Origin of the sequence: Paenibacillus sp. Root52 (assembly GCF_001426865.1) — a bacterium.
Taxonomy (GTDB): domain Bacteria; phylum Bacillota; class Bacilli; order Paenibacillales; family Paenibacillaceae; genus Paenibacillus.
The window spans coordinates 330,140-343,545 of record NZ_LMFO01000029.1; the positions used below are offsets into that span (position 1 = coordinate 330,140).

Annotated in this window: 14 protein-coding genes; 13 read left to right on the forward strand and 1 reads right to left on the reverse strand. The window is 45.1% G+C overall.

Going from position 1 to position 13,406, the window contains the following annotated elements; all coding sequences use genetic code 11:
* The first annotated feature begins 25 nt into the window (after positions 1 to 25).
* The 12 genes from ASD24_RS22490 to ASD24_RS22545 all read left to right on the forward strand — a co-directional run bounded on the left by ASD24_RS22490 (position 26) and on the right by ASD24_RS22545 (position 11,440).
* Positions 26 to 286: a stage V sporulation protein S gene (locus tag ASD24_RS22490; RefSeq protein WP_019005392.1), complete on the forward strand. Its 261-nt coding sequence runs from the start codon at positions 26 to 28 to the stop codon at positions 284 to 286.
* Positions 287 to 376: 90 nt separating this feature from the next.
* Positions 377 to 1,354, forward strand: coding sequence for a dipeptidase (locus ASD24_RS22495; protein WP_056700718.1), 978 nt, complete (start codon positions 377 to 379; stop codon positions 1,352 to 1,354).
* 281 nt (positions 1,355 to 1,635) lie between these two features.
* A complete protein-coding gene (gene pduL, locus ASD24_RS22500) occupies positions 1,636 to 2,208 on the forward strand; it encodes a phosphate propanoyltransferase (RefSeq protein WP_017689107.1) in 573 nt (190 codons plus the stop codon).
* Positions 2,209 to 2,515: 307 nt separating this feature from the next.
* Positions 2,516 to 4,072 (forward strand): tRNA (N6-isopentenyl adenosine(37)-C2)-methylthiotransferase MiaB, encoded by a 1,557-nt coding sequence (miaB, locus tag ASD24_RS22505; RefSeq protein ID WP_056700721.1) that lies wholly within the window; start codon positions 2,516 to 2,518, stop codon positions 4,070 to 4,072.
* A 316-nt stretch (positions 4,073 to 4,388) separates the two neighbouring features.
* Entirely contained in the window at positions 4,389 to 4,802 is a 414-nt protein-coding gene (locus ASD24_RS22510) for a RicAFT regulatory complex protein RicA family protein (RefSeq protein ID WP_397338498.1), read from the forward strand.
* Positions 4,803 to 5,037: 235 nt separating this feature from the next.
* Positions 5,038 to 5,463, forward strand: coding sequence for a PaaI family thioesterase (locus ASD24_RS22515; protein WP_056700726.1), 426 nt, complete (start codon positions 5,038 to 5,040; stop codon positions 5,461 to 5,463).
* Between the two features lie 58 nt (positions 5,464 to 5,521).
* Positions 5,522 to 6,325 carry an NUDIX hydrolase gene (locus tag ASD24_RS22520; protein WP_056700728.1) on the forward strand — a complete coding sequence of 268 codons (804 nt, stop codon included), beginning with the start codon at positions 5,522 to 5,524 and terminating at the stop codon, positions 6,323 to 6,325.
* Positions 6,326 to 6,390: 65 nt separating this feature from the next.
* On the forward strand, positions 6,391 to 6,951 hold the full coding sequence (locus ASD24_RS22525) for a cysteine hydrolase family protein (RefSeq protein WP_056700730.1): 561 nt from the start codon (positions 6,391 to 6,393) through the stop codon (positions 6,949 to 6,951).
* A 191-nt stretch (positions 6,952 to 7,142) separates the two neighbouring features.
* Entirely contained in the window at positions 7,143 to 8,600 is a 1,458-nt protein-coding gene (locus tag ASD24_RS22530) for a nicotinate phosphoribosyltransferase (protein ID WP_056700732.1), read from the forward strand.
* 376 nt (positions 8,601 to 8,976) lie between these two features.
* Positions 8,977 to 9,627, forward strand: coding sequence for a hypothetical protein (locus ASD24_RS22535; RefSeq protein ID WP_056700734.1), 651 nt, complete (start codon positions 8,977 to 8,979; stop codon positions 9,625 to 9,627).
* Between the two features lie 156 nt (positions 9,628 to 9,783).
* Positions 9,784 to 10,797: an acrylyl-CoA reductase family protein gene (locus ASD24_RS22540; RefSeq protein WP_056700736.1), complete on the forward strand. Its 1,014-nt coding sequence runs from the start codon at positions 9,784 to 9,786 to the stop codon at positions 10,795 to 10,797.
* Positions 10,798 to 10,885: 88 nt separating this feature from the next.
* Entirely contained in the window at positions 10,886 to 11,440 is a 555-nt protein-coding gene (locus ASD24_RS22545; RefSeq protein ID WP_056700737.1) for a hypothetical protein, read from the forward strand.
* Positions 11,441 to 11,547: 107 nt separating this feature from the next.
* Here ASD24_RS22545 and ASD24_RS22550 read toward each other — a convergent pair whose 3' ends face one another.
* Positions 11,548 to 12,066, reverse strand: coding sequence for a MogA/MoaB family molybdenum cofactor biosynthesis protein (locus ASD24_RS22550; RefSeq protein WP_056700739.1), 519 nt, complete (start codon positions 12,064 to 12,066; stop codon positions 11,548 to 11,550).
* A gap of 170 nt (positions 12,067 to 12,236) precedes the next feature.
* On the opposite strand from ASD24_RS22550, the gene ASD24_RS22555 reads away from it, so the two are divergent.
* Positions 12,237 to 13,397 (forward strand): CobW family GTP-binding protein, encoded by a 1,161-nt coding sequence (locus tag ASD24_RS22555; RefSeq protein ID WP_056700742.1) that lies wholly within the window; start codon positions 12,237 to 12,239, stop codon positions 13,395 to 13,397.
* Positions 13,398 to 13,406 lie beyond the last annotated feature (9 nt).

The window sequence follows — 13,406 nt, forward strand, 5'->3', positions numbered from 1 at the left end:
CAACATTCCCAGGGAGGTACTTACCATGGAAGTATTAAAAGTTTCAGCAAAGTCCAATCCCAATTCCGTAGCAGGCGCACTTGCAGGAGTTCTTCGTGAACGTGGAAATGCTGAACTGCAGGCCATTGGAGCGGGAGCACTGAACCAAGCCATTAAAGCGGTAGCGATAGCCCGGGGATTTGTAGCACCAAGCGGAGTTGACTTGATTTGTATTCCAGCTTTTACAGACATTGTGATTGACGGTGAGGACCGAACGGCCATTAAGCTGATTGTGGAGCCCAGATAATACATGCATTCTTAGCAAAAACCTGTTTACGAAGTAGACAGGTTTTTTGCGTTCTATTCACTATATTAGCGTGGAAAAGGGGGAATTCGTATGAAAAAATGGCTCATAGCAGACTATCATTGTGATGTGCTTAGCAAAATGTTGACACAGCCGGGGATTTCCTTTCTAGATGCTCCAGAGCTTGATGTGAACTGGCAACGACTGCAGACTGGCAACATTGGACTGCAAGCATTTGCTGTGTATTTACCCGAAGTGTTGGGCAGAGGTAAGTTTGAACATGTCATGAGCCAGTTGGAAATATACCGTACTAAGGTGGAACGTAATAACGAGCGTCCAGAAGGCACACAGACGTTGTTATGGCGTGAACAGCTCACTCAGGAGGCAGGACAGCCTCATCCATGGGGGTTGCTTACGTTGGAGGGTGTGGATGGGCTGGAGGGAAACCTCTTCTATCTAGAGATCTGTTATCGGATGGGTGTTCGCATTGTGGGTATAACGTGGAATTATGCCAATTGGGCGGCAGACGGAATTATGGAACAGCGGGGAGCGGGTCTGACCGAGAAAGGCAGACAGTTGGTTCAACGTTGTAATCAGATAGGCATGCTGCTAGATGTGTCACACTTAAGCGAAAAGGGATTTTGGGAACTTGCCGATCTTAGTGAACGTCCTTTTATTGCATCACACTCCAACAGCTTTACTGTATGTCCGAATGTACGTAATCTGAAGGATGATCAGATTCGTGCGATTATTACACGGGATGGCCGAATAGGACTCACGTTTGTTCCTTGGTTTGTGAAGCAGGAAGGTGATGTTCAGATCGAGCATTTATTGCCACATATTGAACAGATCTGCTCTCTGGGTGGTCAGCATCATTTGATGCTTGGGTCTGATTTTGACGGAATTCCTACATATATCGAACAGCTTGAACACGCAGGACATTACCCGAACTTAATCAATACACTATGCAAGCACTACGATGAATCCTTGGTTCGCGGCTGGATCTGGGGAAACGGTATGAGCTATCTGAGCAAAAATTTGCCTGAAATCGAACCTGTAGGAAAACGTTAAAGTTTAAACAAAGTCGTAAGGGGCATGATGATCTGAGAGAAGTGTGCGTCTGAGAAAGAAGGTACATGTTATCTCGTGCTACAAGATCATAACCATTGATGGAATAGAGTAGGGCTTTATCAACGACAGATTTCCCAAAAACAGGTTTAAATTCAGGTGAAATAAGTGTATTTCATGAATTTTCATCAGTTCATTTTCATTTCACTGCAAAAAGGAGTATAATACCATTGAATTGTTAAGAGCCTAATGAGGCCATAGATAAACAAGGAGTGAAATTCACAATGAGTAAAACAGTACCTGTGGGCGTATCAGCCCGCCACATTCATGTATCCCAAGAGCACGTTGAAATTTTGTTTGGTAAAGGTTACGAATTGACTGAGTTTAAACCTCTGTCCCAACCTGGACAATACGCTGCTAACGAAACAGTAGCTGTAATTGGTTCCAAAGGACAGTTTGATAAAGTGCGTATCCTTGGTCCAGTTCGCCCTGAAACACAACTGGAAATTTCGATGACGGATTCCTTCGCTATTGGTGTTAAAGCACCTGTACGCGAGTCCGGAAGCATTGAAGGTACACCAGGCATTACAATTAAAGGACCAGCTGGCGAAGTAACGATCGATAAAGGCGTTATTGTTGCCGCTCGTCACATTCACTTCCATACGTCCGATGCTGCAAAATGGGGCATTGAGGACAAGCAAATGCTGAAAGTTCGTCTGGGCGGAGATCGTGGTCTGGTATTGGAAAATGTACTGGCTCGTGTATCTGATTCCTTTGCTTTGGACATGCATATTGACACAGATGAAGCAAATGCAGCTGGCGCACGTAACGGCGATACTGCTGAAATCATCGACTAGTCATTTGTAATGTGTCAATTGTGGAGTTGCCTTGGCGCTCCATTCATACAACAACCCGAGTACACCTTATAGCTGGATCATCCAGCGGGGCTCGGGTTTTTTGTTGCATTTGAAGCACAGACAGGAAACTCTTTCGTCATCTGTTAGAGGAGAAGGTGCGTGCGCTTTGCATGTGGAACTAGAGCCCAATACATGTTATAATTTACTGTAATGCTCTTTTGAATTATGGAGTGCAAAGCTTATATGCGACCTAGAGATGAACTAACGAATTTTTATTAATAGAGGCTGTAAGGAGTGACCGAAGGAAATGGCTAAAGACTCAAAAAAGGATTACTCCCAATATTTTGATTTCTCCGATGCCAAAGTAATTTCGCAAGATGAATTCAGCAAAAAGATTCGAATTCGGGGCCGGGACATCAATATCAAATCGGAGCCGAATCATCGTCAGGAGAAACAGCGGGGCAAGGAAGACGTACAGGTACTATACGATAACGCCATCCCAGATGAACTGAAAAACATAGGGAAAGGCAAACACTATATTGTATATACGTATGGCTGCCAGATGAACGAGCATGATTCAGAAACGATCAAAGGGTTACTGGAATCCATGGGATACCAGTCCACAGAAGATCGCAAAGAGGCAGACATTATTCTGCTGAATACATGTGCGATTCGGGAAAACGCGGAAGATAAAGTATTCGGCGAGCTAGGACATCTGAAAACGCTCAAACTCGAACGCCCAGGACTATTGCTTGGTGTGTGCGGCTGTATGTCTCAGGAAGAAGGCGTCGTTAATCGGATTATGCAGAAGCATGGTTTCGTCGATATGATCTTTGGTACGCATAATGTACACCGATTGCCACATCTGATTCAGGAAGCATTGTTCAGTAAAGAGATGGTCGTGGAAGTATGGTCCAAAGAGGGCGATATCATTGAGAATCTGCCGAAAAAACGCGAAGGTATGCGCGGGTGGGTGAACATTATGTACGGCTGCGATAAGTTCTGTACATATTGTATCGTTCCATTTACGCGAGGAAAAGAGCGGAGCAGACGACCAGAAGATGTGATCGCTGAAGTTCGAGAGCTGGCAAGACAGGGATTCAAAGAGATTACATTACTTGGTCAGAACGTAAATGCTTATGGTAAAGACTTTACGGATCTGAAATACAGCTTCGGTGACTTGATGGATGACATTCGCAAGATTGATATTCCACGGGTACGTTTCACAACCAGTCATCCACGTGACTTTGATGATCGCCTGATCGAGGTGTTAGCCAAAGGTGGAAACTTGGTTGAGCATATTCATCTACCAGTACAATCAGGAAGTACCGAAGTGCTCAAACGTATGAGTCGGAAGTATAATCGGGAACACTATCTGCAGCTTGCAAACAAAATTAAAACAGCCATTCCGGATGTCGTTTTGACTACCGACATTATCGTTGGTTTCCCGGGAGAAACGGATGAGCAGTTTGAAGATACATTGTCACTCGTTCGGGAAGTCGGTTATGACTTCGCATATACCTTTATCTACTCTCCGCGTGAGGGTACGCCTGCAGCGGTGATGGAGGATAATGTACCGATGGAAGTGAAAAAGGAACGTCTGAAACGGTTGAATGAAACGATCAACGAGTATAGCCAGAGCAGCAATGAGAAACAGCGTGGCAAAGTGGTAGAAGTTCTCGTTGAAGGGGAAAGCAAACGGAATTCGAATGTTCTGGCAGGACGGACGCGCAGCAATAAATTGGTTCATTTTGAAGGATCCAAGGATTTGATCGGTACATTCGTACATGTGGAGATCACAGATCCGATGACATTCTATATTCGCGGCAACCTGCTTAACGAGCCAGTAGCTGCCAACCAGTAATATAACAATATCAGTACCCACAACCAATAAGATGGTTTAGGTTTTTGTATGCTTCGGACTACAGCAAAAGTAGCGGAGGGAACGGAATCGATTCTGTAGAAGCAAAACGCTCGCCTTTGTCCCTGTATTTTACCCATTGAATAATCTAATCAAAAAAATACAGGGACAACAGCGATCGAAAGAACGATCCGAGTATGCAGCGGTCACATAAGCAGTTATTGTGGCTCGGTGCAGGGCGTGTATTCCATCTTATATTATCTCATAGAATGGAGCGATTTCAGTGGCGCAGGAGCAAGTGCAGTACAACCATTATGGTATGCCGACCTACGATACGCGCGATCTGGTCATACGCGACGATATTATGGGAAAAGCCAAAGAATTGGCGGATATGCTTGGAACTAGCGAGGAAGTTAGGCAGTTTCAACAGGCAGAATCCAAAATTCGCGACCATGAGCGCATTCAGCAATTGATTGCAACAATTAAGAAGAAGCAAAAAGAGATTGTTGCCTTCGAAAGTTTCAAAAATGCTGATATGGTAAACAAGATCGAACAAGAAATTACCGATTTGCAGGATGAACTGGACAGCATTCCATTGGTAACTGAATTCCAGCAAAGCCAGAGTGATATTAACTATCTGCTTCAGCTTGTAATTTCTGTTATTCGAGATACAGTCTCAGAGAAAGTAAATGTAGAAGCTGGCACGGATTCACCTCCGACGAGCTGCGGTTAAGTTGTAGAAGGGTGCGGACGCAGTCCGCGCCTTTTTGATGTATAGTATGTGTGTTCAATTTCGGAACAGCCTCTTATAGGACGAAGCAGGGAACAGACTCGAATGTAATTAGATATTATATTGAGAGGCTCCACTTCGTGGGGTTATTTTGTGTGAGTTCATGCTGTAAAAGATTCATTAAAACACAGGACATCAAGAGCGATATACACCAAAGAGAATAAAGGGGAAATCAATAATGAGTATTTTGGACAAAATGGTTGAAGAGGGCGAGGAGCGATTCTGGGGCTTCCTGGGCTGCCGATATATTAAAGGTGATGAAAAAGAAGTACAAATTGGACTCACCGCAGGTGAGCACCATACCAATTCCATGGGTATTATCCACGGAGGTGTACTGACATCTCTGATGGATCAGGCGATGGGAATGGTGGCAACCGCTGCAATGGCAGTGGACAGTTGTGTAACTACGAATCTGAATGTACATTTTCTAGCTCCGATGAAACAAGGGGAATTAATGGTGACCTCGACGGTACTGCATCAAGCTGGACGCAGCGTTACAGCACAATCTGAGGTTCGCGATGCTACCGGTACACTCGGTTGTATGGCAACAGCGACATTCCGTATTGCAGGGGTTAGAAAGCAAACTACTGAATCCAAAGGTTGACAAAAGATTTTATTATGTCATAATGAGATTATCAAATTGAAAATAGTCGGTGGTGCCCATGAGCGAAAACTACGAACACTTAAATGCTGATAGCGATGAACAAGCGGCTCGTGCTTATAGTTCCAAGAAATATCGTACTCCCGATGGCGTGCCAGCGGATATCGTCATGTTCACCTTGACCAAACGAGAGCGGAAGACTGTCACGAAGACCCTTCCTATTCGGGAACTCAAGGTTATGCTTATTAAACGCAAAGGATGGCCTTTTGCGGGAAGATGGGCTCTGCCGGGTGGATTTTGTCAAGAGAACGAGTCTATCTACGATGCTGCGAAGCGGGAACTGATGGAGGAGACAGGCGTCGATGGTGGACATTTAGAATATCTGAATGTATATAGTCAACCGGGGCGTGATCCACGGGGTTGGATTATCTCACATGCGTTCTTTGCACTGGTGGAGGAATGGATGCTGGAACACCGTCAGGCTGCAGACGATGCAGAAGATGTTGGACTCTTTACGATCCAAGAAGCGCTCGAGGAGCTTGAGCTTGCGTTTGATCATCGAACCATTATAGAAGATGCGTATCGCCGGATTCAGCAACAAATGCTGGAAACGACGATTGCACGTCAGTTTCTTCCACGTGATTTTACGTTAAGTGAATTATACCAGGTCATTCAAAGTGTTGTCCCTGATTTTGAAGAACCGAATTTCATCCGTAAGATTACTTCAACGCGTAGCCGTAAAGGGATCGTAGAAGAAGTAAGAGATGAAGAGGGCAACCTACTCAGTTCCAATCAATATTCACAGCGTCCGGCGCAGCTCTATCGTTTCACAGAACTTGTGCCACGCTTATCCATTTATACCTAACTGGCCAAGTTGACTTAGGATTGAATCAGGCTCAGACTATTCTCAAAATAAAGGGAGTGCAGACGATGAAAGCATTGATTGTCATCGATTTTACCCGAGATTTTGTGACAGGCGCTTTGCCTGTTGGTGGGCCGGCAGTTGAGATTGAAGAGACTGTAGCTGCAATTACTGAGAATTACTGTGATCATAAGCATGAAGTCATTATGGCTGTAGATTTGCACGAACAGAATGATCCGTACCATCCGGAAACAACACTTTTTCCGCCTCATAACATTAGGGATACAGAGGGAAGGCTACTATATGGACGCTTAGCCCAAGTGATGGAGGATCGGAAAGAGCATATTCGTTGGATGGATAAGACGAGATATAGTGCCTTCTGTGGAACAGATCTGGAGCTTCGGCTCAGGGAACGCGGAATTACAGATATTGCACTCATAGGTGTGTGTACCGATATATGTGTATTACATACAGCGGTGGATGCCTACAACAAAGGCTTTCACATCACGGTGTATGAGGATGCTGTAGCCAGTTTTAATGCTGCTGGACATGAGTGGGCACTAGGACACTTCCGTTCGAGTCTAGGGGCTCAAGTCGTGAAAGCAAGAGAAACTATTCTTGCCCAATAGCTTAATGAACCTGCGAGCTGTAATTATGTTAGATTGGCGTTAAATATGGTGAATGAAATAAACCGGAGACTTTTTTGGATTCACAACGATATGGTTAATGTTATGTAATCGTGAAGAGAGTCTCCACATGTTAACCTGTGTTCAAAGGTAATGCCTATGAACATGAGCGGAAGTCAGAGAGGATGAGACAAATGCAGACGACTAGCCTGGCTTTACATACAGATAAATATCAGATCAATATGATGTATGCCCACTGGGTGAATGGAACTCACAAGCGAAAAGCGGTATTTGAAGCGTATTTCCGCAAGCTTCCGTTTGGAAACGGATATGCTGTTTTTGCCGGATTGGAACGCATTGTGAATTACATCAGCCAACTTCGCTTTAACATGGACGACATCAAGTATTTATCGAAACAAGAGGAAAATTACGATCCTGTCTTTCTGGAAGAATTGCTCCAGTTTTCATTTCAGGGCACAATTCATTCGATGAAGGAAGGGGCAATCGTATTCCCTGATGAACCGCTTATTCGGGTAGAAGGCTCTATTATGGAGACGCAACTTGTGGAGACGGCGATACTTAACTTCATGAATTATCAAACGTTGATTGCTACAAAGGCATCGCGGATCAAGCAAGTAGCAAGCCAAGATACCTTGCTCGAATTTGGAACAAGACGTGCACAAGAAGCGGATGCGGCGATCTGGGGGGCACGTGCGTCTTATGTTGCTGGGTTCCATGCCACATCTAATATGCTGGCAGGAGAGCGTTTTGGAATCCCAACAGCGGGAACACATGCGCACTCTTGGGTACAGAGCTTCATGAGCGAGCAGGAGGCCTTTGACGTGTATGCCAAAGTATTACCAGATCAGGTAACCTTGCTGGTAGATACGTTTGATACGCTGAATAGCGGTGTGCCTCATGCCATCAAAACTGCTAAGATGCTGGAGAGTCAAGGCAAGAGAATGAATGCGATTCGTCTGGACAGTGGTGACTTAGCATATCTATCGATTCAAGCACGTCAAATGCTGGATGAAGCAGGTCTGGATTATGTGAAAATTGTAGCCTCCAACGATCTGGATGAGAACACCATCTTCAACCTTAAGGCTCAAGGAGCACGCATTGACACTTGGGGCGTCGGTACACAGCTGATTACGGCTTCTGACCAGCCTTCTCTAGGCGGCGTATATAAGCTGGTAGAACGTGAAGTTGATGGTGGTGAGATGCTACCTACGCTTAAAATATCAGCCAATCCTGAAAAAGTATCTACGCCAGGTAAAAAGGAAGTGTTCCGGATCATTGATCCGAAACATGGCAAAGCAATCGCGGACTATATCTGTTATCCAGGTGAAGAGCAGCCATTGCAGGGTGGGCCGCTCAAGCTGTTCAACCCGCTACACCCTTATCTGAAGAAGACGGTAACCCGCTACGAAGCAATTAACATGTTAGAACCTATCTTCGTGAATGGGCGCAAAGTATACGAATTACCAACCTTAAATGAGATCCGCAGCTACCATCGGGAACAGATGAATCTTTTCTGGCCAGAATATCAGCGGAAGCTCAATCCAGAGATTTATCGTGTGAACATCAGCCCGGCAGCTTGGAATATGAAACAGAAGCTGATTGCAGAGCATGTTCAATTCACAGAGGAGTAGCGCCTAATCATAGAGTAAGGCATAACCGAGGAGTTACTCGGCTTATGCCTTTTTTTCATCTGCGTGTTCTTTCCCTGGTAATTTGGAGAGCGTAGTATTGAACCTCAGTAGTCATGACTTTCATCGAAGTTGTGTGATTCGTCATGGACAAGAAGTCAGATGATTACGATATACTACGTGTAACTGAAACTGATGGTAAGCGGAAATGGCATCATTATTTCTCGGGAAAGCGCAGGAGACGCCAAATCTTGCAATCGATTGGGTTCTTAGTTCGACATATCGTACCTCTCTTTACCAAATAACTTCACCGATCAGCCGATGGATAGCTGTTTCAAGCAAACTTTCGTGGGGGATGAAAGATAGAGGAGGTGTACATATGAGATGGGTTTTAGGATTGATATGGGTGGTTTTTGTCATCTATGCTTGGTTATGGGCACCAGGACAGCCACCTGGAGAGGACCCCATATTTGGAGAACTGATTACGATGCAGAGCAAGGAACCGTGGCTACTTGTCGTATTTTCGTGGCTGGGGATATTCCCCGCGATCTATGCTTGCTTATTATTACGGACATCACCTCAAGAGCGAGGTAGACGCTTTCCGGCATGGCCGTTCGTTATACTATCGTTTGGGTTGGGAGCATTTGCGCTGTTACCTTATTTCGCATGGGTCTCAACACATAAGTTAACTCCAGCATACACAAGCTTATCCTTCGGCAGTGATCGTAGGTCAGGTATTCGTCGATTGGCAGGAAATAAGTTAACGTATGGGGTTTTGCTGTTATTGACCTTCGGGACGTTCTTTTATGGGCTGACACAAGGGAATATGGAAGCATATTTGGAGGCGTTCAGCCAATCCTCATTTGTACACATTATGACTATTGATTTTGTCATACTGTCCCTGCTATCTGTGCTTGCCATATATAGAGATGCCGTAATTAGTAGACGTTCACAGGCTTGGGCTTGGATCGGTCTTGTTCCACTGTTCGGGCCGTTAGTATACCTTTTAACGAGTAGCAGACAGACTTAAGCAGTAAAGTGTATAAAGGGCATCGCTAACCGGGAAAAGGAAACTTATGAATTATTGTGATGAATAATTCACTACATGAATTGAATTTCGTTTTCCTTAGTTGCTTCCAAAATGAGTTGCTTCAAAAAATAAAAAAAACAATAGGAGAGGATAACGATGGAGAACACTTTTCCAGCATACGTAGTTCGAAAAGAACAAGATGGGGAGGTCAAGGCTGCAATAGAACAGCTTAGAAAAGAGGATCTGCCTAACGGAGACGTTACACTACAGGTTCAATATTCTAGTGTCAATTATAAGGATGGACTTGCTACGATTGAAAAAGGAGGCGTTGTGCGTGAATATCCTATAGTGCCGGGCATAGACCTCGCGGGAACTGTGGAGGAATCTGTGAGCGGACGATTTGCCCCAGGTGACCGTGTAATCAGTACGGGGTATGAGCCGGGAGTATCTCACTTTGGTGGCTATAGCCGGTATGCACGTCTCCGTAGTGAATGGCTGGTTCCACTGCCACCAGGTCTCAGTGAAAAAGAAGCCATGGCGATTGGAACAGCAGGTTTTACCGCAGCACTTTCTGTCGATGCCCTGGTTCAAGCGGGTGTAACCCCTGAGATGGGCAAAATTTTGGTGACAGGTGCAACGGGTGGTGTGGGGAGCATGGCAGTAGCCATCCTAGCAAAGCTAGGATATGAGGTGACTGCCAGCACAGGCAAAAAGGATAAGCAAGAGCAGCTGCTTCGGGATCTAGGTGCTTCACATATCATTTCACGAGAAGAAGCAGACATGCCAGCCAAAGGCGCATTAGGCAAGCAATTGTGGGCAGGCGTAGTTGATCCTGTTGGAGGCTCAGCGCTGGCTGAACGGTTAAAACAGATCCAGTACGGGGGAGTGGTTGCCGTTTCGGGATTAACCGGGGGGACAGCATTTGAGTCGACGGTGCTTCCATTTATTTTACGAGGCATTCAGCTCAGAGGTATTGATTCGGTATATTGCCCTATGGAACGTCGGGAACGGTTATGGAAGCTGCTTGGTGGTGAGTGGAAGCCAGATCGTGCACTTGAACTAGGCATTCAAGAGATTACATGGGATCAGTTGCCTCAGACATTGGGAGCAATTCTGCAAGGAGAAGCTGTTGGGCGCACGGTTGTAAATACAATGGAGGCATCAATTTAAATATCAAAATCGAATAAGATTCGATTCTCTTAGACATGCTAACTCTACCATACGATGTCACAGCATCGTGACGGAAGGGAAGAGTAGCGTGGATACTACAACTCAAGGTCAATCACCTAAAATGAAGCCATATGCACTTGCACGAACAAGCCTCATGTTAGCATTAAACATTTTGTTGCTCGTAGGATGCTCATCATCCTCCACTTCACAGGAAGTTAAAATCTATTCCGGGCAAGCTACAAACGAAGGGAATATCCGTGCACAATCGCAGGGGCATGGTTTGAACGGAGTTTTTATTCAAGAGTTGGATCGGGCGTTCAACGAAAAAGGCATAAAGCTGATGAATAACATGTCTGCTGATGACGGTGAGGGTGGAATTACGTATATGTATCTGTTGAACGGAAGTGGACGGCATGTTGTAAAAGTTCATATTTTTGGCGATGATCATACGCGGACACTTCGCATGAAAGAAATGTATGGCAATGCTGAGAATCAGGCTGTACTGCAGAATGTATTAGGCAAAACATCGATTCGTAGTAAAGGGTATGTATCTATGGTCTATACTGCTTCAGGTGGGCAAAAGGATGTCTACGAGGATGAAGTGTTGCAGGTGTTCGATCATATGTTATATAAGTTGGACTAAAATATGACTGTTTTCTTCGTTGCGTGTGAACATTACGTTGGATTGACCGCAGATAGCTCGGATACGTATTTAAAATAAAACCAAACAATGAAAACCCGTCTGAGCGCTCAGACGGGTTTGTATATTTCTCGCATTACATGTCGTAACTCAGGCAAAATAAGCTTTTCCATAGCCAGCTTGACAGCTCCTCTGGAACCTGGCATAGAGAACACGGCTGTACGTCCAATCGTTCCTGCCACGGCACGGCTAAGAATAGCTGCAGATCCAATATCCTCCGTATAACTAAGGAAGCGGAAGATCTCACCGAATCCTGGCAACTCCTTATCTAACAGTGAAGATACAGCCTCAAATGTCGTATCCCTAGGTGCAATGCCAGTTCCTCCGCTGAGCAGCACTGCTTCTATATCATCGCGAACAGCCGCATCCTGCAGGATTGCTCGAATCTGATCGGATTCATCAGGTGTGATGATGTAGTCGATAACTTGGTAGCCCGCTTCAGACAAGAGCTGATGCATAAGCTGACCACTTGTATCCGTATCCTTCGTCCGAGTATCCGAGACCGTAATAATCATACATGAAACCGTGTTAGGGGCTTCCTGGCGATGTTGTTCCACTGAATTAATCATCTTAAACGATCCTCCTCATTTCATGTCTCCATAGCATAGACCATCCAGCGAAATCAGGCAATGCGAGGAGTACAGGGTACGTACATATTGCAAAGCGAATCCTACTTGGTGTACACTCCTAGGGTAGAAATTGATCAGATTCGATGGTCAGGCTAAAGAGGTGTATAACAATGAATGAAACTGTTGTAAAGAATCATTCCATCCCTGTATATATATTGTCAGGCTTTTTGGGAAGCGGTAAGACAACCCTGCTCGTTCAATTGATTGAACATTGGAAGCAACAAGGATTACGACCTGCTGTTGTTATGAATGAGTTAGGTGAAGTGAATTTAGATGGACAAGTTGTAGATTCCTCCGTTCCGATGACCGAAATGCTGGGTGGATGTATATGCTGCACGGTGCGTGGAGACTTAGGATTGCAGCTTGCTGAACTTGTGCAGACGGAATCTCCCGATGTTATTATTATCGAGGCAACGGGAGCAGCCAATCCGATGGAAATTCTCGATGCAGTAACGGAAACGTCACTGTACATGCGTATAGAGCTGAAGAGCTTGATCACTGTAGTAGATGCTGCACATTTGTCTGGATTATATCTGGAGCAGAAGGGTCAGACATACAAGCTGATGCAAGAACAGATTCGCTGTGCGTCTGTATTACTATTGAACAAAATAGATCGTGTGAACGAGCAGGAACTAGACAGCTTAAAGCAATTACTCGCGAAATGGAATGCCTTTGCCCCGGTTATCCCAACCGTTAAATGTGAGGTCGATCTAGATATGTTGCTTCAAAGTGGCGCTGCTGTCCACGGAAGTGCATCACGTAGTGAATCAGAGCATCATCACAGTGAAGGACAACATGTCCATACGGAAGCCTGTGCAGCACATGGATGTACCCATGGACAGCATAAATCATCGCCGGATAATCCGGTAGGACATGATCACTCACATGAGGATTCCGATGGTTCTCACGGTGATCATCCCCATGATCATAATGATGAACATACGCATGGGATTAATGATCAGCCTCATCCGCATGCATCACATGAACATGTGATGGTGTACACGCATTATTTCAGTGCGCCGGTGAATAGTGAAGCATTTGAATCCTTTGTGTCACAATTGCCTCGGGATGTGTATCGTGCAAAGGGAATTTTGAATTTTAGCGATACAGCCAGCCGATTTTGGTTCCAGTATGCTTATCGTGAATCGGACTACATGAAAATCACACCTCAGGGCGATGTGCCCAATGTTGCGGTGTTCATCGGTGAGCATTTTGATCAAACCATTATCCGAAACCAGTTATTGGCACTCGAAGCGGTAAAAACAGGGTAATGATTCAAG